The organism is Pseudomonas entomophila (assembly GCF_013523165.1).
GTDB classification, from domain to species: domain Bacteria; phylum Pseudomonadota; class Gammaproteobacteria; order Pseudomonadales; family Pseudomonadaceae; genus Aquipseudomonas; species Aquipseudomonas entomophila_A.
On the sequence record NZ_JAAMQI010000037.1, the window covers coordinates 1 to 22,668 of the forward strand.

Below are 22,668 nucleotides of genomic sequence, written 5' to 3' on the forward strand. Positions count from 1 at the left end.
ATTGGAACCACCTGATCCCTTCCCGAACTCAGCAGTGAAACGATGCATCGCCGATGGTAGTGTGGGGTTTCCCCATGTGAGAGTAGGTCATCGCCAAGATTCATTTCGCAAAACCCCTATCTGCGCACGCAGGTAGGGGTTTTGTCTTTTCCGTGGTCAGACCTCTAGAATAGAACCGATCCCACCACTCAGACCCTCCCTCATGCCTAGACCCGCCACCTCCGAATCGCTGGCACAACGCCCTCTGCAAGGGCTGGTCGCCTGTCATGAGTGTGACCTGTTGATGGAAAAGCCTGTCCTTTCACCCGGCGAAAAGGCCCATTGCCCACGGTGTGGCTACGAGCTGTACGCCCACCGTCCCAATGTGGTCAACCGCAGCCTGGCGTTGGTGATCACGGCGCTCCTGCTGTACATACCGGCCAACTTCCTGCCCATCATGAAGCTTCACGTGCTGGGGCAAAGCTCGGCCGATACCGTCTGGAACGGCGTATTGGGCCTGTACGGCGCAGACATGGTCGGTATCTCGATCGTCGTCTTCCTGTGCAGCATGGCCATCCCCTTGGCCAAGCTGCTGTGCCAGCTGGCCGTGTTGCTGAGCATTCGGCTGAACGTCGCACGCGGCCATGGCTTGCTGTTCTACCGCCTCTACCATCACCTGCGCGACTGGGGCATGCTGGAGGTCTACTTCATGGGCGTACTGGTGGCCGTGGTGAAGCTGGTCGACATGGCCGAAGTGACCGTCGGTTTCGGCCTGTTCTGTTTCATTGGCCTGTTGTTGGTTCAAGTGTGGCTGGAAGTGGTGATGTCACCCCACCAGATCTGGACGGCCCTGTCAGGAGAAGACGAACATGCGGGCGATTGATGCAGGCATCCTGGTCTGCAATGAATGCCACGAACTCAATCCTCGTGACGACGACGAACCCAAGCCGTTCTGTTCGCGGTGCGGTGCCTCGCTGCATGCCCGTCGACCCAACAGCATCGTGCGTACCTGGGCTCTGCTGATCACCGCGATGATCCTCTACATTCCGGCGAACGTGCTGCCGATCATGACGGTCAGCACCCTGGGGCAGGGCAGCCCGGACACCATCATGTCCGGCGTCATCACCCTCATGCAGCACGGGATGATTCCGATCGCGGCGGTGGTGTTCACCGCCAGCATTCTGGTGCCGACCTTCAAGCTCGTGGGCATCGCACTGCTGCTGTATTCGATCCAGCGCCATCAGCCGCTGTCGGCCCGGCAGCGCATCATCATGTACCGCTTCATCGAGTTCATCGGACGCTGGTCGATGCTGGACATCTTCGTCATTGCCATTCTGGTGGCCGTGGTGAATTTCGGTCGTATCGCCAATGTCGAACCCAACCTGGGCGCCGTCGCGTTTGCCGCGGTGGTGATCCTGACCATGTTTGCAGCCTTGACCTTCGATCCTCGGCTGATCTGGGACAACACGGAGTCGGACGACGACAATGACTGATTTGCCTAAGGCCAAGACCCGGCCTGCTTCCAACTGGTCGGCCATCTGGATCCTGCCGCTGATCGCCCTGGCGATCGGTGGCTGGTTGGCCTGGCAGGCTTATAGCCAGGCCGGTGTACGCATCCAGGTGCGCTTCCAGACCGGTGAAGGGATCGTCGCCAACAAGACAGAGGTGTTCTACAAGGGCATGTCGGTCGGCAAGGTCGATTCGCTCGAGCTGGATACCGAAGGCCAGAACACCGGTGTCATTGCAACCATCGAGATGAACAAGGAGGCCGAGGGGCACCTGACCACCGGTACGCGCTTCTGGCTGGTCAAGCCCAGCGTCAGTCTGGCGGGCATCACCGGCCTCGAGACGCTGGTGTCCGGCAATTACATCGCGATCAGCCCGGGCGATGGTGAGCCGACCAAGCGTTTCACGGCGCTCGCCAAGGCGCCCCCGTTGTCCGACGACGAGCCTGGCCTGCACCTGACCCTCAAGGCTGACCGGCTCGGCTCCCTGAACCGCGACAGCCCTGTGTTCTACAAGCAGATTCAAGTAGGCCGTGTGAAGAGCTACAAGCTCTCCGAGGACCAGGACACCGTCGAGGTCAAGGTCTTCATCGCGCCTGCCTACGCCAACCTGGTGCGCAAGCACACGCGGTTCTGGAACGCCAGCGGCATCAGCATCGATGCCAACCTGTCCGGGGTCAAGGTACGCAGCGAATCGCTGGCCAGCATCGTCGCCGGCGGCATCGCCTTCGCCACGCCCGAGCACCGCAAGGACAGCCCGCCTACCGATCCCAGCCTGCCGTTTCGCCTGTATGACGACTATGACGCCGCCCAGGCGGGCATTCGCATCAAGCTCAAGCTGAACGACTACGAGGGCCTGCAGGCAGGCCGTACGCCCGTGATGTACAAAGGCATCCAGATCGGCTCGCTGAAGGCCTTGCGCATGGAGGACAACCTCACCAGCGCGACCGCCGACCTGACGCTGGATCCACTGGCAGAAGACTACCTGGTGGAAGGCACCCAGTTCTGGGTGGTCAAGCCTTCGATCTCCCTGGCCGGCATCACGGGCATCGAGGCGCTGGTCAAAGGCAACTACATCTCCTTCCGGCCTGGCGAGAAGGGCGCCAAGCCCATGCGTGAGTTCGAGGCACGCGCCAAGGCACCGCCGCTGGACCTGCGTGCGCCCGGCCTGCACCTGGTGCTGTTTGCCGATGCTTTGGGTTCGCTGGATGTCGGCAGCCCCGTCACCTACCGTCAGGTCAAGGTCGGCAGCGTGCAGAGCTACCAGTTCGCCAAGAACAGCAACCGCATCCTGATCGGCGTACACATCGAGAAGGAGTACGCCAACCTGGTCAACGGTTCGACCCGTTTCTGGAACGCCAGTGGCATCACCCTCACCGGCGGCCTGTCAGGCATCAAGATCAAGAGTGAATCGCTGCAGAGCCTGATGGCCGGGGGTATCGCCTTCGACACGCCACGGTCCAACGTGCCACTCAAGCGGCACATACCGCGCTTCCGCCTGCTCGAGAGCGAAGAGGCGGCCAACCGCAGCGGTTCGTTGATCACCATCCGTGTCGACCGGGCCGACGGTCTCAAGCCAGGGGCGGCGATTCGGTACAAAGGCCTGGACGTCGGCAGCGTCGAAAGCGTGGACTTCACCAAGGACATGCAGGCGGTGCTGCTCAAGGCGCGCATCACCCAGGGCGCCGATCGCATCGCCCGTGCTGGCACGCAATTCTGGGTGGTCAAGCCGGCCTTGGGCCTGGTGCGCACCGAAAACCTCGAGACCTTGGTCACCGGCCAGTACCTGGAGGTATTGCCGGCCACCAAGGACCGTGGCGCGCAGCAGGACTTCATCGCCCTGGCCCAGGCACCTGAATCACGTGAGCCCGAACCCGGTCTGCCGATCACCTTGAGTGCTACGCGCAAGGGCTCAATCAAGCCAGGCGTGCCGGTCACCTACCGTGAAGTGCCTGTAGGCAAGGTCACCGGGTTCGAGCTGGGTCCGACCGCCGACCGTGTGCTGATCCACGTGCTGATCGAGCCACGCTATGCCTCGTTGGTGCACACGGGCAGCCGCTTCTGGAACAGCAGCGGCTTCGGTTTCGACTTCGGTCTGATCAAGGGCGCGACCATCCGTACCGAGTCCTTGCAGACCCTAATCGATGGTGGTGTTGCGTTCGCCACGCCTGAGGGCGAGCAGATGGGCAGCCAGGCACGCCCTCGCCAGACCTTCGCGTTGTTCGAAGAGCCGCAGGACGAATGGCTCAACTGGGCGCCGAAGATCCGGGTCGCGCAGTGATCGACGCCTGCGCCGTGATGGACGCATCACGGCGCAGGCCAAGACGACCATGGCAGGTGGAGTCGACTCGAGTGTCGGACGCTCCCCCCGATTGCATGGCCGAGGTTTATCACAGGCAATAAAAAACCGACCCTAGGGTCGGTTTTTGAACACGCGTATCGCTTAGGCTGCGGTCTTCAGCGCCTTGATGTGCGCGTTCAGACGGCCTTTGTGGCGAGCAGCCTTGTTCTTGTGGATGATGCCTTTGTCGGCCATACGGTCGATTACAGGCACAGCCAGCGTGTAGGCGGCTTGCGCTTTGTCAGCGTCTTTGGCGTCGATGGCCTTGACTACATTCTTGATGTAGGTACGGACCATGGAACGCAGGCTGGCGTTGTGGCTGCGACGCTTCTCAGCCTGTTTTGCACGTTTCTTGGCGGAAGGTGAGTTGGCCACCGTCGAGCTCCTCGAAAGACTTTAGGTAAATAGCAAACAAATAAGGCCGCGAATCATGCCGATCAGTAGAACGGATGTCAAGGCCGACTGCAGGGTTCCGCCGAATGGCACGGGCGTGTAGGAGGAAGATTCCTTTCTACGCCGCGATCTGTAAACTCGGTGGCGTTGATTCCCCTGCAAAAGCGCGCGGGAGTATCGCACATCCCGGCGTTGACTGGCAGCGCCCCTTGCCTCTGGCGTGAAATATTTTCGATGAACCTGCTCAAATCCCTGGCGGCCGTCAGCTCCATCACCATGATTTCACGGGTGCTGGGCTTCGTTCGCGACACCATCCTGGCGCGCATCTTCGGCGCCGGCGTGGCCACCGATGCCTTCTTCATCGCCTTCAAGCTGCCCAACCTGCTGCGCCGGATCTTTGCCGAAGGGGCGTTCTCCCAGGCCTTCGTGCCGATCCTTGCCGAATACAAGACCCAGCAGGGCGAGGAGGCCACCCGGACCTTCGTGGCCTACGTCAGTGGTCTGCTCACGCTGGTGCTGGCCCTGGTCACGGCCGTGGGCATCCTGGCCGCGCCGTTCGTGGTCTGGATCACCGCGCCCGGCTTCGTCGACAACGCCGAGAAGTACCAGCTGACCACCGACCTGCTGCGCGTGACCTTTCCTTATATATTGCTGATCTCGCTGTCCTCCCTGGTCGGCGCCATCCTCAATACCTGGAACCGCTTCTCGGTACCGGCCTTCACGCCCACTTTGCTCAACGTGGCCATGATCGGCTTCGCCCTGTTTCTCACCCCCTATTTCGACCCACCGATCATGGCCCTGGCCTGGGGGGTGCTGGCCGGTGGCCTGGCCCAGCTGCTGTACCAGCTCCCGGCCCTGAAGAAGATCGGCATGCTGGTCCTGCCGCGCCTGAACGTGCGTGACGCCGGGGTCTGGCGGGTGCTCAAGCAGATGTTGCCGGCGATACTCGGCGTCTCGGTCAGCCAGGTGTCGCTGATCATCAACACGATCTTCGCGTCGTTCCTGGTGGCCGGTTCGGTCTCGTGGATGTATTACGCCGACCGCCTGATGGAGCTGCCCTCGGGCGTGCTCGGCGTGGCCCTGGGCACCATCCTGCTGCCCACCCTGGCCCGCACCTACGCCAACCGTGACCGGCTGGAATACTCGCGGATCCTCGACTGGGGCCTGCGACTGTGTTTCCTGCTGGTGCTGCCCTGCACGCTGGGCTTGGCGTTGCTGGCCGAGCCGCTGACCGTGGCGCTGTTCCAGTACGGCAAGTTCGGCGCCCATGACGCCGCCATGACCCAGCGTGCGCTGATCGCCTATGCCGTCGGTCTGCTGGCGATCATCCTGATCAAGGTGCTGGCGCCTGGCTTCTATGCCCAGCAGAACATTCGCACGCCCGTGAAGATCGCCCTCTTCACCCTGGTCGCCACGCAGGTGTTCAACCTGATCCTGATCGGCCCGTTGCAGCATGCAGGCCTGGCGCTGGCCATCAGCCTGGGCGCCTGCCTCAATGCCGGCCTGCTGTACTGGAAGCTGCGCAGTCAGCAGCTGTTCCAGCCGCAGCCCGGCTGGACGGCGTTCCTGCTCAAGCTGGCCCTGGCCGTCGGGCTGATGGCCGTCGTGCTGATGGCCGGTCTGCACTGGATGCCGGCCTGGGAAGAGGGCAACATGGCCATGCGGCTGCTGCGACTGGGCGCATTGATCCTCGCAGGCATGGTGACCTATTTCGGTTGCCTCTACCTGTGTGGGCTGCGCCCGCGCCAGTTCGTTCGCAAGGCCCTGCACTGAGGCCGCCGACGGTCAGACGTCGGTTTTTCCCGATCCCCGCCCTGGCGTTGCGCTGTTGCCTGTCCCCGACGCCCGGGTGTGGTTATAATCGACCACTTTATGAGCAAGAAGCGCGCTATGCAGCTGGTTCGAGGTCTTCACAACCTGCGCCCCGAGCATCGGGGCTGCGTCGCCACCATTGGCAACTTCGATGGCGTTCACCGCGGTCACCAGGCAATCCTGGCGCGTCTGCGCGAGCGCGGACAGGCCATGGGCCTGCCGACCTGCGTGGTGGTCTTCGAGCCGCAGCCACGCGAATACTTCGCGCCGGACAGCGCGCCGCCCCGGCTGTCGCGGTTGCGCGACAAGCTCGCGCTGCTGGCCGAGGCGGGCATCGACCGCGTGCTGTGCCTGCCCTTCAATCGCCGGCTCAGCCAGCTCGATGCCCGTCAGTTCGTCGAGACCATCCTGGTCGACGGGCTCGGCGCACGGCACGTGGAGGTCGGCGACGACTTCCGCTTCGGCTGTGACCGGGCCGGCGATTTCGACTTCCTGGTCAAGGCCGGGCAGCGTCATGGGTTCAGCGTCGAAGCCGCCGAGACCATCGAGCAGGATGGTATGCGCGTCAGCAGCACGCAGGTGCGCAAGGCGCTGGCCGCCGGGGATTTCGAGCTGGCCGCGCGCCTGCTCGGGCGCCCTTACCAGATCAGCGGCCGCGTGCTGCATGGCCAGAAGCTGGCGCGCCAGCTGGGCTGGCCCACCGCCAACGTCCAGCTCAAGCGCCGCCGGATCCCGCTCGTCGGGGTCTACCTGACCAGCGCGGTGATCGATGGCAAGGCCTGGCCCGGTGTCGCCAACATCGGGGTGCGTCCCTCCGTCGCCGGTGACGGGCGTCCTCACCTGGAGATCCACTTGCTCGACTATGCCGGCGACCTCTATGGCCGGCGCCTGACGGTGGAATTCCACCACAAGCTGCGTGAAGAGCAGCGTTTCGCCTCCCTGGAGGCGCTCAAGTCGGCGATCGATGCGGATGTCGCCGCCGCACGTGCCCACTGGCACGCTCAACCGCTAACCAAGAGCCTGAAATGACCGACTACAAAGCCACGCTAAACCTTCCGGACTCCGCCTTCCCCATGAAGGCCGGCCTGCCCCAGCGCGAACCGCAGATCCTGCAGCGCTGGGACAGCATTGGCCTGTACCGGAAGCTGCGCGAGATTGGCAAGGACCGTCCCAAGTTCGTCCTGCACGACGGTCCGCCCTATGCCAACGGCAAGATCCACATCGGTCATGCGCTGAACAAGATCCTCAAGGACATGATCGTGCGTTCCAAGACCCTGTCGGGCTTCGACGCACCCTACGTGCCGGGTTGGGACTGCCACGGCCTGCCGATCGAGCACAAGGTCGAGGTCACCCACGGCAAGCACCTGAGCCCGGACCAGACCCGTGAGCTGTGCCGCGCCTATGCCGCCGAGCAGATCGAAGGGCAGAAGGTCGAGTTCATTCGCCTGGGCGTGCTGGGCGAGTGGGACAACCCCTACAAGACCATGGACTTCGCCAACGAAGCCGGCGAGATCCGCGCGCTGGCCGAAATGGTCAAGCACGGCTTCGTGTTCAAGGGCCTCAAGCCCGTGAACTGGTGCTTCGACTGCGGTTCGGCGCTGGCCGAGGCCGAGGTCGAGTACGCCGACAAGAAGTCGCAGACCATCGACGTGGCGTTCCCGATCGCCGACGCCGACAAGCTGGCGAGCGCATTCGGGCAGGCCAGCCTGACCAAGCCTGCGGCCATCGTGATCTGGACCACCACGCCCTGGACCATCCCGGCCAACCAGGCGCTGAACGTGCACCCCGACTTCAGCTACGCGCTGGTCGACACCGGTGAGCGCCTGCTGGTGCTGGCCGAAGAGCTGGTCGAGTCCTGCCTCAAGCGCTGGGGCCTGGAGGGTACCGTGCTGGCGACCGCGCCTGGCTCGGCGCTGGAGCTGATCAACTTCCGCCATCCGTTCTACGAGCGTCTGTCGCCGGTGTACCTGGCCGACTACGTCGAGCTGGGCGCCGGTACCGGTGTGGTTCACTCCGCACCGGCCTACGGTGAAGACGACTTCGTGACCTGCAAGCGCTACGGCATGGTCAACGACGACATCCTCACGCCCGTGCAGAGCAATGGCGTCTACGCGCCGTCGCTGGAGTTTTTCGGTGGCCAGTTCATCTGGAAGGCCAACCCGGCGATCGTCGAGAAGCTGGCAGAGGTGGGCGCACTGCTGCACACCGAAACCATCACCCACAGCTACATGCACTGCTGGCGCCACAAGACGCCGCTGATCTACCGCGCCACCGCGCAGTGGTTCGTCGGCATGGACAAGCAGCCGGACAACGGCGCACCGCTGCGCGAACGTGCCCTGGCGGCCATCGAGCAGACCAGGTTCGTACCGGCCTGGGGCCAGGCGCGGCTGCACGCGATGATCGCCAACCGCCCGGACTGGTGCATCTCGCGTCAGCGCAACTGGGGCGTGCCGATCCCGTTCTTCCTCGACAAGCAGACCGGCGAGCTGCACCCGCGCACCGTCGAGCTGATGGAAGACGTGGCCAAGCGCGTCGAACAGCAGGGCATCGAAGCCTGGTTCAAGCTGGACGCCGCCGAGCTGCTGGGCGACGAGGCCGCGCAATACGACAAGATCACCGACACCCTCGACGTCTGGTTCGATTCGGGCACCACTCACTGGCACGTGCTGCGTGGCTCCCATGACATCGGTCATGCGACCGGCCCGCGCGCCGACCTGTACCTGGAAGGCTCCGACCAGCACCGTGGCTGGTTCCACTCCTCGCTGCTGACCGGCTGCGCGATCGACAACCACGCACCGTACCGCGAGCTGCTCACCCACGGCTTCACCGTGGACGAGAACGGCCGCAAGATGTCCAAGTCGCTGGGCAACACCATCGAGCCGCAGAAGGTCAACGACACTCTGGGTGCCGACATCCTGCGCCTGTGGGTCTCGGCCACCGACTACTCCGGCGAGATGGCGGTCTCCGAGCAGATCCTGCAGCGCAGCGCCGACGCCTACCGCCGGATCCGTAACACCGCACGCTTCCTGCTCTCCAACCTGACCGGCTTCGACCCGGCCAAGGACCTGCTGGCGCCTGAAGACATGCTGGCGCTGGACCGCTGGGCGGTCGACCGCACCTTGCTGCTGCAGCGTGAGCTGGAAGAGCACTACGGCGAGTACCGGTTCTGGAACGTCTACTCCAAGATCCACAACTTCTGCGTGCAGGAGCTGGGTGGCTTCTACCTGGACATCATCAAGGACCGGCAGTACACCACCGGCACCAACAGTGTCGCGCGCCGCTCGTGCCAGACCGCGCTGTACCACATCAGCGAGGCCCTGGTGCGCTGGATCGCGCCGATCCTGGCGTTCACCGCCGACGAGATCTGGCAGTACCTGCCGGGCGAGCGCAACGAATCGGTGATGCTCAACACCTGGTACGAAGGCCTGAGCGAGCTGCCCCAGGACAGCGAGTTCGATCGCGCCTACTGGGATCGCATCATGGCGGTCAAGGCGGCCGTGAACAAGGAACTGGAGAACCAGCGCGCGGCCAAGGCCATCGGTGGCAACCTGCAGGCCGAAGTCACCCTGTTCGCCGACGAGCGCCTGAGCGGCGACCTGGCCAAGCTGGGCAACGAACTGCGCTTCGTGCTGATCACCTCGGCCGCCAGCGTGGTGCCGTTCGTCCAGGCGCCGGCCGAGGCGGTGGTGACCGAGGTCGAAGGGCTCAAGCTCAAGGTGGTCAAGTCCGGCCATGCCAAGTGCGCGCGTTGCTGGCACTTCCGCGCCGACGTCGGCAGCCACCCGGAGCACCCGGAAATCTGCGCCCGTTGCGTGGACAACATCAGCGGCGCTGGCGAGGTACGTCACTATGCCTAACCCTGGTGCAGGGCGCTTCGGGCGCCTTGGCTGGCTCTGGCTGAGCGTGGTGGTCGTGGTCCTCGACCAGGTCACCAAGCTCTATTTCAACAGCGCCCTGGCCGATGGCCGTGAGATCACTGTCATCCCCAACCTGCTGAGCTGGCTGCTGGCCTACAACTATGGCGCGGCCTTCAGCTTCCTGGCCGATGGCGCAGGGTGGCAGCGCTGGCTGTTCGCCCTGATCGCCGTGGTGGTGAGCGCGGTGCTGGTGGTCTGGCTCAAGCGTCTGGGGCGCGGCGAGACCTGGCTGGCCATCGCCCTGGCGCTGGTACTCGGCGGCGCGCTGGGCAACCTGTACGACCGCATGGCCCACGGCCACGTGATCGACTTCATCTTCGTGCACTGGAGAGACATCTGGCGTTTCCCGGTCTTCAACATCGCGGACTGCGCCATCACCGTCGGTGCGATCATGCTGGCGCTCGACATGTTCAAGAGCCGCAAGGCGGAGGAACCTGCCCATGACTGAGACACGCATCGGTCAGAACACCGAAGTGACACTTCACTTCGCCCTGCACCTGGAAAACGGCGACACCGTCGACAGCACCTTCGACAAGGCTCCGGCCACGTTCAAGGTCGGTGACGGCAACCTGCTGCCAGGCTTCGAGGCCGCGCTGTTCGGCTTCAAGGCCGGCGACCGCCGCAGCCTGACCATCGCGCCGGAGAATGCCTTCGGTCAGCCCAACCCGCAGAACGTGCAGGTCATGCCACGCTCGCAGTTCACCGACATGGTGTTGTCGGAAGGGCTGCTGGTGATCTTCAACGACGCGGCCAACACGGAGCTGCCGGGCGTGGTGAAGCAGTTCGACGACGATCAGGTCACCATCGACTTCAACCATCCACTGGCTGGCAAGACCCTCAACTTCGAGGTGGAAATCCTCGAGGTGAAGGCCCTGTAAGCACGGAGCCGACCATGCAAATCAAACTCGCCAACCCGCGCGGCTTCTGCGCCGGGGTGGACCGGGCGATCGAGATCGTCAACCGTGCCCTGGAAGTCTTCGGGCCACCGATCTACGTGCGCCACGAAGTGGTGCACAACAAGTTCGTGGTCGAAGACCTGCGCGCACGCGGTGCCGTCTTCGTCGAAGAACTGGACCAGGTGCCGGACGACGTCATCGTCATCTTCAGCGCCCATGGTGTCTCCCAGGCCGTGCGCCAGGAAGCCGCCGGGCGTGGGCTGAAGGTCTTCGACGCGACCTGCCCCCTGGTCACCAAGGTGCACATCGAGGTCGCCAAGTACAGCCGTGACGGGCGCGAATGCATCCTCATCGGCCATGCCGGGCACCCGGAAGTCGAAGGCACCATGGGCCAGTACGACGACAGCAACGGCGGCTCGATCTACCTGGTCGAGGACGAAGACGACGTCGCGCGCCTGCAGGTGCGCGACCCCGACAACCTGGCGTTCGTCACCCAGACCACCCTGTCGATGGACGACACCAGCCGGGTGATCGATGCCCTGCGCGCACGCTTCCCGAACATCGGCGGCCCGCGCAAGGACGACATCTGCTACGCCACCCAGAACCGCCAGGACGCGGTCAAGCAACTGGCCGACGAATCGGACGTGGTGCTGGTGGTGGGCAGCCCGAACAGCTCCAACTCCAATCGCCTGCGCGAGCTGGCCGAGCGGATGGGCACGCCCGCCTACCTGATCGACGGGGCCGAAGACCTGCAGCAAGGCTGGTTCGACGGCATCGCCCGTGTCGGCATCACGGCCGGTGCCTCGGCGCCCGAGGTGCTGGTGCGCGGGGTGATCGAGCAGTTGCGCGCCTGGGGCGCGACCGGCGCCGACGAGCTCGACGGGCGCCCGGAGAACGTCACGTTCTCCATGCCCAAGGAGCTGCGTGTCCGCTCGTTGATCTGATCAGTTGGCTGCGCATCGGGGCTCCGCCAGGTCCTCGGTGCGCAGGCTGATACGGCCGCTGCTGGCCCAGACCACCTGATGCCGGCTCCGAGCGGCCTCGGTATCGCATACATGGAAGGTGCCGTTGCGCAGCGCGCCATGGCCTGCCAGGGGAATGCCCTGCGCACTGAAGCGAATCTCGCGCCCCGTCGTACCGACGATGCCCACCCGCGGCCGCTGGCCGATGCGCTGCTCGCGCACGACCTGCCGATCGTGCACGCGGATGACCCGCCACCCCGTGTTCCACCCCGTCCCCCAAGGCTGTAGTGCCATCGCCTCGCCGTGCAACGAGGCCTGCCCGCGGGCCAGCCGCAGCGCCTGGGCCAGCTCCTGGGCCAGCGTCGCACGGTGCAGTTCATCGCTCATCCGGCCGTAGGCACCGAGGCTCACCTGCGTCAGCACACCGGCCAGGGCCAAGCCCAACATGATTTGTATCAGTGTTGCTCCACGTTGCATCACCGTGCATTCCTCCCTGGACATGCTTGGCTATAGCTTCCAGCGGGGTGCGTTCGAGGGCCAGTCGACCAAGGCCTCGGCGGGCGATGGAAAACGGTACGGGAGCACGCAGGATGCGCACGACACAACGGGGGATGACCTTCTGGGAAGTGCTGGTGGCCGGTGGGGTCATCAGCCTGGGCTTGTTCGCTGCGGCGGGGTTTCAGGGGCGGGCCTTGCAGGCGACCGATCTGGCCCGTCGTGAAAGTCAGGCCGTGCAGTTGGCGCAGGGGCTGCTGGAGCGCAGTCGCCTGACCGGTTCGCTCGAGTCACGGGAGCAGGCCGCCTGGCTGAGCCAGCTCGAGCACCTGCTGGGGCCAGAGGCGATCGGAGAGGCCAGTGTGGTCGGTGAAGTGCTGACCGTGCAGGTCCGCTGGCCCGACCCTGCACGCCTGACGCCTCGTGTCGTCGAGCTGCGTGGACGGCTGGCGCAATGAACCGGACGCAACGCGGCTTCGGCCTGCTGGAGACGGTGCTGGCCTTGGCCCTGGGCGCGGTGCTGCTGACTGCGGCCAGTCAGGTGTTCGTCTCGGCCTATCGAGCCTGGCACCTCCAGGTGGCCACGACGCGGTTGTCGGACGATGCACGCTGGGTGCTGCAGCGCATGGCGCAGGACATCCGCATGGTCGGCGCCCATGGCTGCCTGCGCCAAGAGGCCATGGTCTTCGACTCGCCCTCTAGCGCGGCGGCCTTCGCCAGCCCCCTGCAGATCACACGTGCGCCTGACGGCACCTTGGCCAGCCTGAGCCTGGTGACGGGCGACAGGCCAGGGTTGCCCGGCAGCGCTGATTGGACCGTGCTCACGGATTGCCGACAGTGGGCGAGGGTGGTCGCAGGCGCGCGCACCGCACAGGCCGGGGGCATGGCCTTCGGGGTTCGCCGACAGGTCTATCAGGTACGCGGCGATACGCTGCGCCTGAGCAGCGGCGGGAGCACCCAGCCACTGCTCGATCATGTCCAGGCCTTGCAGATCGACCACGTGCACCAGGACGGCAAGACCCGCCTGGATCTGCGCCTGACGCTGTTCGATCCCACCACGCAGCTCAGGCAGCAGCAGGCCTTGAGCGTCACGCTGCGCCATCAGGTGGCTGTGCCATGACCCGGCAGCGAGGTGCCGTCTTGCTCGCCGGGCTGACGCTGACCCTGCTGTTGGGCATGATGTCCGCCGCGGCCTTGCGCGAAGCGCTGCTGGAGACCCGCCAGGCAGGTGACCTGCTGACCCAGGTGCGCGCCTTCGAGCAGGCCGAGGCTGCCGTGCTGGCCGGGGTCGACACCCTGCGCCTGGCACCGCCTGCCCTCTGCCTCGACTGCCTGCCCCCTGCCTGGCCCGGCCACTCGGGCGCTGGGTCGGCAGGCTGGACCCGTACGGCCGAAGGCTTCCATCGGGTGCAGAACCTCGGCCCCACCACGCTCGCCACGCGATTGCCCAAGGGCACGCCCGCCACGCTGTTCCGGATCACGGCCGTGAGCCGGCACGAGGCCACTCCCCAGGTCATCGAGGCGCTCTACGCCGTGCCCATGCAGGCGCCACAGACGGCAGTCCGCGTGCTGTGGCGACAACGATTCAAGGAGGGATGACATGCAGCAAGGAATCAGCCTGATCGAGCTGTTGATTGTGCTGGCCGTGATCGGCATGCTGGCGGCCGTTGCCTTGCCGGCCTACGACGAGCCGCTCAAGCGTGCGGCACGCACCGAGGTGGTCGGCCTGCTGCACGACGTGGCCCTGCGCCTGGAGCAGCATCGCCTCCGGCATGGCCGCTACGATGAGCCGCCGCCCGACGCCCCATGGCCCGTCGGCAGCCGTCATTACCGCCTGGTGGTACGCCACGACGCCGCCACCTATCGGTTGACCGCCGAACGGGTGCCAGGCGGTCGGTTGTCGCAGGACCCGTGCGGCGACTTTCAGCTCGATCAGGCCGGGCGTCGTGGCAACCCCGGCGGGCATCTGCCGGTGGAGGCCTGCTGGGGCAATTGAAGACGGCGTCGAAGGGCGCCATGGCTTACTTGGACGGTTGGAACGTGAGATGAGCAAGCGTGTAGTGGTGGTCGGCGGGGGTGTCATCGGTCTGTTGACGGCGTTCAACCTGGCCGCCCAGGTCGATCAGGTCATCCTCTGCGACCAGGGTGAGGCAGGGCGCGAGTCGTCATGGGCCGGTGGCGGTATCGTCTCGCCGCTCTACCCGTGGCGCTACAACGCGGCAGTCACGGCACTGGCGCACTGGTCGCAGGATTTCTATCCCCACCTGGGCGAGACGCTGTACGCCCGGACCGGCGTGGACCCGCAGGTGTACACCACCGGGCTGTACTGGCTCGACCTGGAAGACGAGTCGCAGGCCCTGGACTGGGCGGCCCGTCATCAGCGACCCCTGGCAGCCGTGGACATCCGTGACGTCTACGACGCCGTACCCGTGCTCGGGCCTGGCTTCAAGCGTGCGATCTACATGGCGGGCGTGGCCAATGTGCGCAACCCGCGTCTGGTGAAGTCGCTCAAGGCTGCACTGCACGGGTTGCCGAACGTGATCGTGCGCGAGCACTGCAAGGTCAGCGGCTTTGAACAGCAGGCTGGGCGTGTCACGGGGGTGAGGACGCCTGATGGCTTGATCGAGGGTGATGACGTGGTGCTCAGCGCCGGGGCCTGGAGCGGCGAGCTGTTGGCATCGTTGGGGCTGGACGTGCCGGTGGAGCCGGTGAAAGGGCAGATGGTCCTGTTCAAGTGCGAGGCAGACTTCCTGCCCAGCATGGTCCTGGCCAAGGGACGCTACGCCATTCCACGACGCGACGGGCATGTCCTGGTCGGCAGCACGCTGGAGTACCAGGGGTTCGACAAGACGCCCACGGACTCGGCGCTGGCCAGCCTGCAGGAGTCTGCGATCGACCTCTTGCCGGCGTTGGCGGATGCCAGGCCCGTCGCCCACTGGGCAGGTCTGCGGCCAGGTTCGCCGGAGGGCATTCCATACATTGGCCGTGTGCCTGGGCATGAAGGGCTGTGGTTGAACTGCGGGCATTTCCGCAACGGCCTGGTGTTGGCACCGGCTTCCTGCCAGTTGCTCGGTGACCTGCTGCTCGAACAGACCCCGATCATTGATCCGGCACCTTATGCCCCGGAGCACCGCTTGTCGGCGCGTTGAGGGCGTGCACACCAGCGGTGCCGGAAATACCGCCATTGCGACGAGTCTAGCGCCCCAGCAGGTACCGCACGGGCTCAGGCGTATTGCAGGTCTGACAGACCAATGCCCTCGGGGGGAGACTCTATGACTTCTGCCAAGTGTTGATGTGGGCCCTGGCGGGCCCAATCGCGGCACAGGGGCCGCTCCCACAGGTGACCGCGACAGTCTGCACCGCCGCGGTGTAGCTACGGGTGTAGGAACGGCCCCTGTGCCGCGATTGCGCCAGTGCAGGCGACAGTGTTCTCTGATCTGACGCAATCGCGGTATAGGGGCCACCGCCTGTAGCCACACCGCGATGAGGCAGAGCATTGCGATTCTTGTGTGCAACCCTGCCGCAGCGCCGGACTGGCCGCGATTGGGCTTGCAGGGCCCACAAAGCCAAGTTCAACACAGCCCCAGGTCCAATCAGCCCTTGGGCCCTTGCTCCAGGTGCGCCGGGCTGCAGTACCAGTGCTCGCCACGGTGCAGGGCTCGGTCATTGGGCAGGTGTACGCCGCAGTGGGCGCAACGCACCATGGTCAAGGGGTCGTCGAGCCGCTGCGCCGGGCGAGCGTGCTGGCTGAGCTTGAACCTGCGCCACAGCCAGATGACGGCAGCGATCAGGGCGATCCAGAAAAGTAGGCGGAGCATGGCGTTCAGCTTTGTCGAGTCGATGGAGTCGACAGTCTAGAGCGCGGCGGGGCAAAAGGGGAGAGGAGGGCTGTCGTCTGGCGTGCGCGTCGACCGCGCTGGCAGAGCCCGGACCCGCGCAGAACGCTGCGGGTCGGTGTGGCCTGCCCGCACGTCAAGGTGCGGGCGGGCCGGCAGGGATCAGTCGAACAGGCCGAAGGTCGCGTAGCTGAACCAGGAGCGGCCCTTGCTGGCCTCTTTCGGGCCTTCCGGGTACACCGGGTTGCCGTCTTCGTCCTTGGGCAGCAGCTCGACCGGCATGTCCGAACGGGCGTCTTCGAACTGACGGACCACGTCCTGGTTGGCGCGGGTCTCACCCGGCGGCAGCGGCGTGTCGGACTCGATCAGGCCCAGGGTCGCCTTCGACAGCCAGGAACGGTGGTCATCCACGCCGGTCTTGGGCTCGAACTCGCCGTCCACCAGGCTCGGGTGATCAGGGTAGTTGAGCTTCAGGGTCTCGAGGCTGGTCGCCGCCAGGTCGTCCAGGTGCAGGCGCTGGTACGCTTCGACCATCACCGCCAGGCCGTCGCCGACCGATGGGGTTTCCTGGAAGTTTTCCACCACGTAGCGACCACGGTTGGCGGCGGCGACATAGGCTTCGCGGGTCAGGTAGTAGTCGGCCACGTGGATTTCGTAGGAGGCCAGCAGGTTGCGCAGGTAGATCATGCGCTGCTTGGCGTCCGGCGCGTAGCGGCTGTTGGGGTAGCGGCTGGTCAGCTGGGCGAACTCGTTGTACGAGTCACGCGCAGCGCCCGGGTCGCGACGGGTCATGTCCAGGGGCAGGAAGCGCGCCAGCAGGCCACGGTCCTGGTCGAACGAGGTCAGGCCCTTAAGGTAGTAGGCGTAGTCGACGTTCGGGTGCTGCGGATGCAGGCGAATGAAGCGCTCGGCGGCCGACTTGGCTGCCTCGGGCTCGGCGTTCTTGTAGTTGGCGTAGATCAGCTCGAGCTGCGCCTGGTCGGCGTAGCGACCGAACGGGTAGCGCGACTCCAGGGCCTTGAGCTTGCCCACGGCGCTGTTGTAGCTGTGGTTGTCCAGGTCAGCCTGCGCCTGCTGGTACAGTTCGGTTTCGCTGAGGTTTTCGTCGATGACTTCCTTGTTCGAGGAACAGGCAGCGGTGAGTCCGAGGATGGCGATCAGCAGCAGGTGTTTCACTTGCATGGCGGCTTGCGTCCCTTTGACGGCCGCTGTCTTGGGCGGTGCCGTCCTGTTATGATGAGCGCCCCCGGCAGACCCGGGGCACAAAAGAAGCCGTATTTAACCACAAGCGCGCAGGCGAAACCAAAGGCTGTGCGCCCGTCGATTCGAGCATGTCCGAGATCATTCAACTAAGCGCAGAAGTACCGTCCGAACTGGGCGGTCAACGGCTCGACCAGGTCGCCGCCCAATTGTTCGCCGAGTACTCGCGTTCGCGCCTGTCCGGCTGGATCAAGGAGGGGCGGCTGACGGTCGACGGCGCGGTGCTGCGGCCGCGTGACACCGTTCATGGCGGCGCCCTACTGGCCCTGGAGGCCGAGCACGAGGCCCAGGGCGAGTGGCAGGCCCAGGACATCGAGCTGGACATCGTCTACGAAGACGACCACATCCTGGTCATCAACAAGCCCGCCGGTCTGGTCGTGCACCCGGCCGCCGGGCACGCCGACGGCACCCTGCTCAATGCCTTGCTGCACCATGTGCCGGACATCGTCAACGTGCCGCGCGCCGGGATCGTCCACCGCCTGGACAAGGACACCACCGGCCTGATGGTGGTGGCCAAGACCCTGCAGGCGCAGACCCGGCTGGTCGAGCAGATGCAGGCGCGCAAGGTCAGCCGCATCTACGAGTGCATCGTGGTCGGCGTGGTGACCTCGGGCGGCAAGATCGACGCCCCGATCGGCCGCCACGGCGGCATGCGCCAGCGCATGGCGGTCACCGACGGCGGCAAGCCTGCGGTCAGTCACTACCGCGTACTCAAGCGCTTCCGCACGCACACCCACGTGCGGGTCAAGCTGGAAACCGGCCGTACCCACCAGATTCGCGTGCACATGGCCCACGTCGGTTTCCCGCTGGTCGGCGACCAGACGTATGGCGGTCGCTTCCGCATCCCGCCGGCTGCCAGCCCGACCATGGTCGAGGCAGTGAAGACCTTCCCGCGCCAGGCCCTGCATGCACGCTTCCTCGCCTTGGCCCATCCGATCACCGGTGAAGTCATGAAGTGGGAGTCGCCCCTGCCGGACGACTTCGTCTGGTTGCTGTCGCTGCTCAACCAGGACCGCGAGAGCTTCATCGGATGAGCGGCCTGACGCCGTCGCTGCTGTTCCCCGACTGGCCGGCCCCGGCCTCGGTGCGCGCCTGCGTCACGACCCGCCAGGGCGGCGTCAGTCTGCCGCCCCATGACACGTTCAATCTGGGTGACCACGTAGGGGATGACCCGGCGGCGGTCGCCGAGAACCGTCGTCGCCTGCGCGATGCATTCGCCATCCGGCCGGCCTGGCTCAAGCAGGTCCATGGCGTGGTGGTGGCCGACGCCGATCCTGAGGTCGTGGCCGAAGCCGATGCCAGCTGGACCGCGCGGCCCGGCATCGCCTGTACCGTGATGACCGCCGACTGCCTGCCCGTGCTGTTCTGCGACCGGGCCGGTACCCGCGTGGCGGCGGCCCATGCCGGTTGGCGCGGGTTGGCCGGCGGCGTGCTCGAAGCGACCGTGGCGCGCCTGGGCATACCGGCCGAAGACCTCCTGGTCTGGCTGGGCCCGGCCATCGGCCCAGGGGCGTTCGAGGTCGGGCCAGAGGTGCGCGACGCGTTCGTGGCGACGCACCCCGAGGCCGCCGACGCCTTTGTGGCCGGTGAGCGCCCTGGCAAGCTGATGGCCGACCTCTATCGCCTGGCGCGCCTTCGTCTGGCCGCCCAGGGCGTCACCGCCGTCTACGGGGGCGGTTTCTGCACCGTCAACGACCCACGCTTCTTCTCCTACCGCAGCGACCCGCAGGGCGGCCGCTTCGCCTCGCTGGTCTGGCTCGAGCCCCGCTGATCCCTTCCGACCGGATCGTCTTCGGGTGGTCCGACGCTGCGCCAGATCAACGCCCACGCGCTTGAATCTTCCACAATCAGCCTTATCTACAGGTTATCTCTGGCAGGTTCGTCCAACAGGTGTGTTCGTCGCTTCGACCTGCCGTCACAGGAAGGTACAACCATGCGTATAGACCGTTTGACCAGCAAGTTGCAGTTGGCGTTGTCCGACGCCCAGTCCGTCGCCGTCGGCCTGGACCACCCAGCCATCGAGCCCGTGCACCTGATGCAGGCCCTGCTCGAACAGCAAGGCGGCTCGATCAAGCCATTGCTCATGCAGGTCGGCTTCGACATCGCCGCCTTGCGCCAGGCGCTGACCAAAGAACTCGACCAACTGCCGAAGATCCAGAACCCCACGGGCGATGTGAACATGTCCCAGGACCTGGCGCGCCTGCTCAACCAGGCCGACCGTCTGGCCCAGCAGAAGGGCGACCAGTTCATTTCCAGCGAACTGGTGCTGCTCGCCGCCATGGACGAGAACAGCAAGCTCGGCAAGCTGCTGCTGGCCCAGGGCGTGAGCAAGAAGGCCCTGGAGAATGCCATCAGCAACCTGCGCGGCGGCGCCGCCGTCAAGGACCCGAACGCCGAAGAGTCGCGCCAGGCGCTGGACAAGTACACCGTCGACCTGACCAAGCGTGCCGAGGAAGGCAAGCTCGACCCGGTGATCGGTCGTGACGACGAGATCCGCCGGACCGTGCAGGTGCTGCAGCGCCGGACCAAGAACAACCCGGTGCTGATCGGCGAACCTGGCGTGGGCAAGACCGCCATCGCCGAAGGCCTGGCCCAGCGCATCATCAACGGTGAGGTGCCCGACGGGCTCAAGGGCAAGCGCCTGCTGGCCCTGGACATGGGCGCGCTGATCGCGGGCGCCAAGTACCGCGGCGAGTTCGAGGAGCGCCTCAAGTCGCTGCTCAACGAGCTGTCCAAGCAGGAAGGGCAGATCATCCTGTTCATCGACGAACTGCACACCATGGTCGGCGCCGGCAAGGGCGAGGGTGCCATGGACGCGGGCAACATGCTCAAGCCGGCCCTGGCGCGTGGCGAGCTGCACTGCGTCGGCGCCACCACGCTCAACGAGTACCGCCAGTACATCGAGAAGGACGCCGCGCTCGAGCGCCGCTTCCAGAAGGTGCTGGTCGAGGAGCCGAGCGAAGAGGACACCATCGCCATCCTGCGCGGCCTCAAGGAGCGCTATGAAGTCCACCACAAGGTGGCGATCACCGATGGCGCGATCATCGCTGCCGCCAAGTTGAGCCACCGCTACATCACCGACCGGCAACTGCCCGACAAGGCCATCGACCTGATCGACGAGGCCGCCAGCCGGATCCGCATGGAAATCGACTCCAAGCCCGAGGTGCTCGACCGCCTGGAGCGTCGCCTGATTCAGCTGAAGGTCGAATCCCAGGCCTTGAAGAAGGAAGACGACGAGGCCGCCAAGAAGCGCCTGGAGAAACTGACCGAGGAAATCGTCCGCCTGGAGCGCGAGTACTCCGACCTGGAGGAAATCTGGGCGTCGGAAAAGGCCGAGGTGCAGGGCTCGGCGCAGATCCAGCAGAAGATCGAGCAATCTCGCCAGGAGCTGGAAACCGCACGACGTCGTGGCGACCTCAACCGCATGGCCGAGCTGCAGTATGGCGTCATCCCTGACCTGGAACGCAGCCTGCAGATGGTCGACCAGCACGGCAAGACCGACAATCAGCTGCTGCGCAACAAGGTCACCGAGGAAGAGATCGCCGAGGTGGTGTCCAAGTGGACCGGCATCCCGGTGTCGAAGATGCTCGAGGGCGAGCGTGAAAAGCTGCTGCACATGGAAGACCTGCTGCACGAGCGGGTGATCGGCCAGAACGAAGCCGTCACCGCGGTGGCCAACGCCGTGCGTCGCTCGCGCGCCGGGCTGTCGGACCCGAACCGCCCGAGCGGCTCGTTCCTGTTCCTCGGCCCGACCGGGGTCGGCAAGACCGAGCTGTGCAAGGCCCTGGCGGAGTTCCTGTTCGACACTGAGGAGGCGATGATCCGCATCGACATGTCCGAGTTCATGGAGAAGCATTCCGTGGCGCGTCTGATCGGTGCACCGCCTGGCTACGTGGGCTACGAGGAGGGCGGCTACCTGACCGAGGCCGTACGCCGCAAGCCGTACTCGGTGGTCCTGCTCGACGAGGTGGAGAAAGCGCACCCCGACGTGTTCAACGTGCTGCTGCAGGTGCTCGAGGATGGCCGCCTGACCGACAGCCACGGGCGCACCGTCGACTTGCGCAACACGGTCATCGTCATGACCTCGAACCTGGGGTCAGCGCAGATCCAGGAGCTGGTCGGCGACCGTGAGGCCCAGCGTGCGGCGGTGATGGACGCGGTCGGTGCGCACTTCCGTCCGGAGTTCATCAACCGGATCGACGAAGTGGTGGTGTTCGAGCCCCTGGGCCGTGAGCAGATCGCGGGCATCACCCAGATCCAGCTCGGCCGCCTGCGCAGCCGTCTGGCCGAACGCGACCTGCGCCTGACCCTCAGCCCCGAGGCGTTGGACAAGCTGATCGCCGTGGGCTACGACCCGGTGTACGGCGCACGTCCGCTCAAGCGCGCCATCCAGCGCTGGATCGAAAACCCGCTGGCACAGCTGATCCTGTCCGGGCAATTCCTGCCAGGCGCCGAGATCACTGCCCGGGTCGACGGCGACGAAATCGCCTTCGCCTGACCGTGCATCCTGGCCGCAAACCGCGCATTTACGGGGGTTGCGGCCAGGGTAGCGATAACGTGTTGTTCGTAATGAAAAAAAAGTTTGCATTTGCCTTCGAGTGGTCTTAACATGCGCCCCGCTGTCAGGCACTAAGCAGATCACCAGCGGTAACGGGATCTGAAAACGATTTGCAAATCAATCAGTTGAAAGCAAATTAAGTGTTGACAAGCGGTTTGAAGGATGTAGAATACGTCGCCTCAGAGACATGAACGCAGCGATGCGGCAGTCGAAGAGCACGAAGTGATACAGACTTCGAAATCGGAAATACGAAGTGCAGTTCCGCGATAGCTCAGTCGGTAGAGCAAATGACTGTTAATCATTGGGTCCCTGGTTCGAGTCCAGGTCGCGGAGCCAATTTCGGGGTGTAGCGCAGTCCGGTAGCGCGCCTGCTTTGGGAGCAGGATGTCAGGAGTTCGAATCCCCTCACCCCGACCATTTTCCGGGTCGTTAGCTCAGTTGGTAGAGCAGTTGGCTTTTAACCAATTGGTCGTAGGTTCGAATCCTACACGACCCACCATGTAAAAAGGGCATCTCGACTGAGATGCCCTTTTTCTTTTGCCCGCCGAAAAGCCGCCGCAAACCCACCCCAACCTGCACAATTCCCCTGTAGATACCGTCTTGATCCTCACATCGCAAGTGCGATCTGAGGGTCGAACGGCTTGTCGGATTTCACCACGCCATACACCAGGTGCAGCAGCTTGCGCATGGCCGCACAGACGATCTGTTTGTACG

The 22,668-nt window shown here is 65.1% G+C and carries 21 protein-coding genes, 3 tRNA genes and 1 rRNA gene; 21 read left to right on the forward strand and 4 right to left on the reverse strand.

Annotated features, from left to right (window positions below):
* The 4 genes from rrf to G7Z99_RS18950 form a co-directional block, all read left to right on the forward strand.
* A 5S ribosomal RNA gene (gene rrf / locus G7Z99_RS18935) occupies nucleotides 1-99 on the forward strand; the annotation flags it as partial.
* A 103-nt stretch (nucleotides 100-202) separates the two neighbouring features.
* Nucleotides 203-862 (forward strand): paraquat-inducible protein A, encoded by a 660-nt coding sequence (locus tag G7Z99_RS18940; protein WP_181096555.1) that lies wholly within the window; start codon nucleotides 203-205, stop codon nucleotides 860-862.
* Nucleotides 849-1,472, forward strand: a complete 624-nt coding sequence (locus G7Z99_RS18945) for a paraquat-inducible protein A (protein ID WP_181096557.1) — start codon at nucleotides 849-851, stop codon at nucleotides 1,470-1,472. Before G7Z99_RS18940 ends, G7Z99_RS18945 begins: the two co-directional genes overlap by 14 nt.
* Nucleotides 1,465-3,765: a PqiB family protein gene (locus tag G7Z99_RS18950; protein WP_181096559.1), complete on the forward strand. Its 2,301-nt coding sequence runs from the start codon at nucleotides 1,465-1,467 to the stop codon at nucleotides 3,763-3,765. Before G7Z99_RS18945 ends, G7Z99_RS18950 begins: the two co-directional genes overlap by 8 nt.
* A 162-nt stretch (nucleotides 3,766-3,927) precedes the next feature.
* On the opposite strand, the gene rpsT is transcribed toward G7Z99_RS18950, so the two are convergent.
* The gene (gene rpsT / locus G7Z99_RS18955; RefSeq protein WP_060395027.1) at nucleotides 3,928-4,200 is read right to left on the reverse strand and encodes a 30S ribosomal protein S20; all 273 of its coding nucleotides are present in this window, start codon (nucleotides 4,198-4,200) and stop codon (nucleotides 3,928-3,930) included.
* Between the two features lie 252 nt (nucleotides 4,201-4,452).
* Between rpsT and murJ the strand changes: the two genes are divergently transcribed.
* The 6 genes from murJ to ispH all read left to right on the forward strand — a co-directional run bounded on the left by murJ (nucleotide 4,453) and on the right by ispH (nucleotide 11,787).
* Nucleotides 4,453-5,991: a murein biosynthesis integral membrane protein MurJ gene (murJ, locus tag G7Z99_RS18960; protein WP_181096561.1), complete on the forward strand. Its 1,539-nt coding sequence runs from the start codon at nucleotides 4,453-4,455 to the stop codon at nucleotides 5,989-5,991.
* A 117-nt stretch (nucleotides 5,992-6,108) separates the two neighbouring features.
* Nucleotides 6,109-7,059: a bifunctional riboflavin kinase/FAD synthetase gene (ribF, locus tag G7Z99_RS18965; protein ID WP_181096563.1), complete on the forward strand. Its 951-nt coding sequence runs from the start codon at nucleotides 6,109-6,111 to the stop codon at nucleotides 7,057-7,059.
* Nucleotides 7,056-9,887: an isoleucine--tRNA ligase gene (gene ileS, locus G7Z99_RS18970; RefSeq protein ID WP_181096565.1), complete on the forward strand. Its 2,832-nt coding sequence runs from the start codon at nucleotides 7,056-7,058 to the stop codon at nucleotides 9,885-9,887. Before ribF ends, ileS begins: the two co-directional genes overlap by 4 nt.
* A complete protein-coding gene (gene lspA, locus G7Z99_RS18975; protein ID WP_181096567.1) occupies nucleotides 9,880-10,395 on the forward strand; it encodes a signal peptidase II in 516 nt (171 codons plus the stop codon). The genes ileS and lspA overlap by 8 nt, the downstream gene beginning before the upstream one ends.
* Nucleotides 10,388-10,825: an FKBP-type peptidyl-prolyl cis-trans isomerase gene (fkpB, locus tag G7Z99_RS18980; protein ID WP_181096569.1), complete on the forward strand. Its 438-nt coding sequence runs from the start codon at nucleotides 10,388-10,390 to the stop codon at nucleotides 10,823-10,825. The genes lspA and fkpB overlap by 8 nt, the downstream gene beginning before the upstream one ends.
* Nucleotides 10,826-10,839: 14 nt before the next feature.
* On the forward strand, nucleotides 10,840-11,787 hold the full coding sequence (gene ispH, locus G7Z99_RS18985) for a 4-hydroxy-3-methylbut-2-enyl diphosphate reductase (RefSeq protein WP_181096571.1): 948 nt from the start codon (nucleotides 10,840-10,842) through the stop codon (nucleotides 11,785-11,787).
* Here the strand turns inward: ispH and G7Z99_RS18990 are convergent, their stop codons facing one another.
* On the reverse strand, nucleotides 11,788-12,252 hold the full coding sequence (locus G7Z99_RS18990; RefSeq protein WP_258197091.1) for a GspH/FimT family pseudopilin: 465 nt from the start codon (nucleotides 12,250-12,252) through the stop codon (nucleotides 11,788-11,790).
* 143 nt (nucleotides 12,253-12,395) lie between these two features.
* Between G7Z99_RS18990 and G7Z99_RS20035 the strand changes: the two genes are divergently transcribed.
* Genes G7Z99_RS20035 through thiO form a run of 5 tightly spaced genes read left to right on the forward strand, consistent with a single transcriptional unit; the run spans nucleotide 12,396 to nucleotide 15,449 of the window.
* On the forward strand, nucleotides 12,396-12,758 hold the full coding sequence (locus G7Z99_RS20035) for a type IV pilus modification PilV family protein (protein ID WP_308812309.1): 363 nt from the start codon (nucleotides 12,396-12,398) through the stop codon (nucleotides 12,756-12,758).
* Nucleotides 12,755-13,420 carry a PilW family protein gene (locus G7Z99_RS19000; protein ID WP_181096575.1) on the forward strand — a complete coding sequence of 222 codons (666 nt, stop codon included), beginning with the start codon at nucleotides 12,755-12,757 and terminating at the stop codon, nucleotides 13,418-13,420. Before G7Z99_RS20035 ends, G7Z99_RS19000 begins: the two co-directional genes overlap by 4 nt.
* On the forward strand, nucleotides 13,417-13,899 hold the full coding sequence (locus tag G7Z99_RS19005) for a hypothetical protein (protein ID WP_181096577.1): 483 nt from the start codon (nucleotides 13,417-13,419) through the stop codon (nucleotides 13,897-13,899). The genes G7Z99_RS19000 and G7Z99_RS19005 overlap by 4 nt, the downstream gene beginning before the upstream one ends.
* Nucleotide 13,900: 1 nt before the next feature.
* Nucleotides 13,901-14,296, forward strand: coding sequence for a type IV pilin protein (locus G7Z99_RS19010; protein ID WP_181096579.1), 396 nt, complete (start codon nucleotides 13,901-13,903; stop codon nucleotides 14,294-14,296).
* 49 nt (nucleotides 14,297-14,345) lie between these two features.
* Nucleotides 14,346-15,449, forward strand: a complete 1,104-nt coding sequence (gene thiO, locus G7Z99_RS19015; protein WP_181096581.1) for a glycine oxidase ThiO — start codon at nucleotides 14,346-14,348, stop codon at nucleotides 15,447-15,449.
* Between the two features lie 444 nt (nucleotides 15,450-15,893).
* Here thiO and G7Z99_RS19020 read toward each other — a convergent pair whose 3' ends face one another.
* Nucleotides 15,894-16,118 (reverse strand): PP0621 family protein, encoded by a 225-nt coding sequence (locus tag G7Z99_RS19020; protein ID WP_181096583.1) that lies wholly within the window; start codon nucleotides 16,116-16,118, stop codon nucleotides 15,894-15,896.
* Between the two features lie 180 nt (nucleotides 16,119-16,298).
* Entirely contained in the window at nucleotides 16,299-17,318 is a 1,020-nt protein-coding gene (locus G7Z99_RS19025; protein ID WP_181096585.1) for an outer membrane protein assembly factor BamD, read from the reverse strand.
* 149 nt (nucleotides 17,319-17,467) lie between these two features.
* Here G7Z99_RS19025 and rluD point away from each other — a divergent pair, with 149 nt between their 5' ends.
* The 6 genes from rluD to G7Z99_RS19055 all read left to right on the forward strand — a co-directional run bounded on the left by rluD (nucleotide 17,468) and on the right by G7Z99_RS19055 (nucleotide 22,453).
* Entirely contained in the window at nucleotides 17,468-18,430 is a 963-nt protein-coding gene (gene rluD / locus G7Z99_RS19030) for a 23S rRNA pseudouridine(1911/1915/1917) synthase RluD (RefSeq protein WP_181096587.1), read from the forward strand.
* Nucleotides 18,427-19,167 carry a peptidoglycan editing factor PgeF gene (gene pgeF, locus G7Z99_RS19035; protein WP_181096589.1) on the forward strand — a complete coding sequence of 247 codons (741 nt, stop codon included), beginning with the start codon at nucleotides 18,427-18,429 and terminating at the stop codon, nucleotides 19,165-19,167. Before rluD ends, pgeF begins: the two co-directional genes overlap by 4 nt.
* Nucleotides 19,168-19,329: 162 nt before the next feature.
* Nucleotides 19,330-21,894, forward strand: a complete 2,565-nt coding sequence (gene clpB / locus G7Z99_RS19040; protein ID WP_181096591.1) for an ATP-dependent chaperone ClpB — start codon at nucleotides 19,330-19,332, stop codon at nucleotides 21,892-21,894.
* Nucleotides 21,895-22,214: 320 nt separating this feature from the next.
* Nucleotides 22,215-22,290, forward strand: a tRNA-Asn gene (locus G7Z99_RS19045).
* A 4-nt stretch (nucleotides 22,291-22,294) separates the two neighbouring features.
* Nucleotides 22,295-22,371: transfer RNA gene (locus G7Z99_RS19050), tRNA-Pro, on the forward strand.
* A 6-nt stretch (nucleotides 22,372-22,377) separates the two neighbouring features.
* Nucleotides 22,378-22,453: transfer RNA gene (locus tag G7Z99_RS19055), tRNA-Lys, on the forward strand.
* The last annotated feature ends 215 nt before the right edge of the window (nucleotides 22,454-22,668 follow it).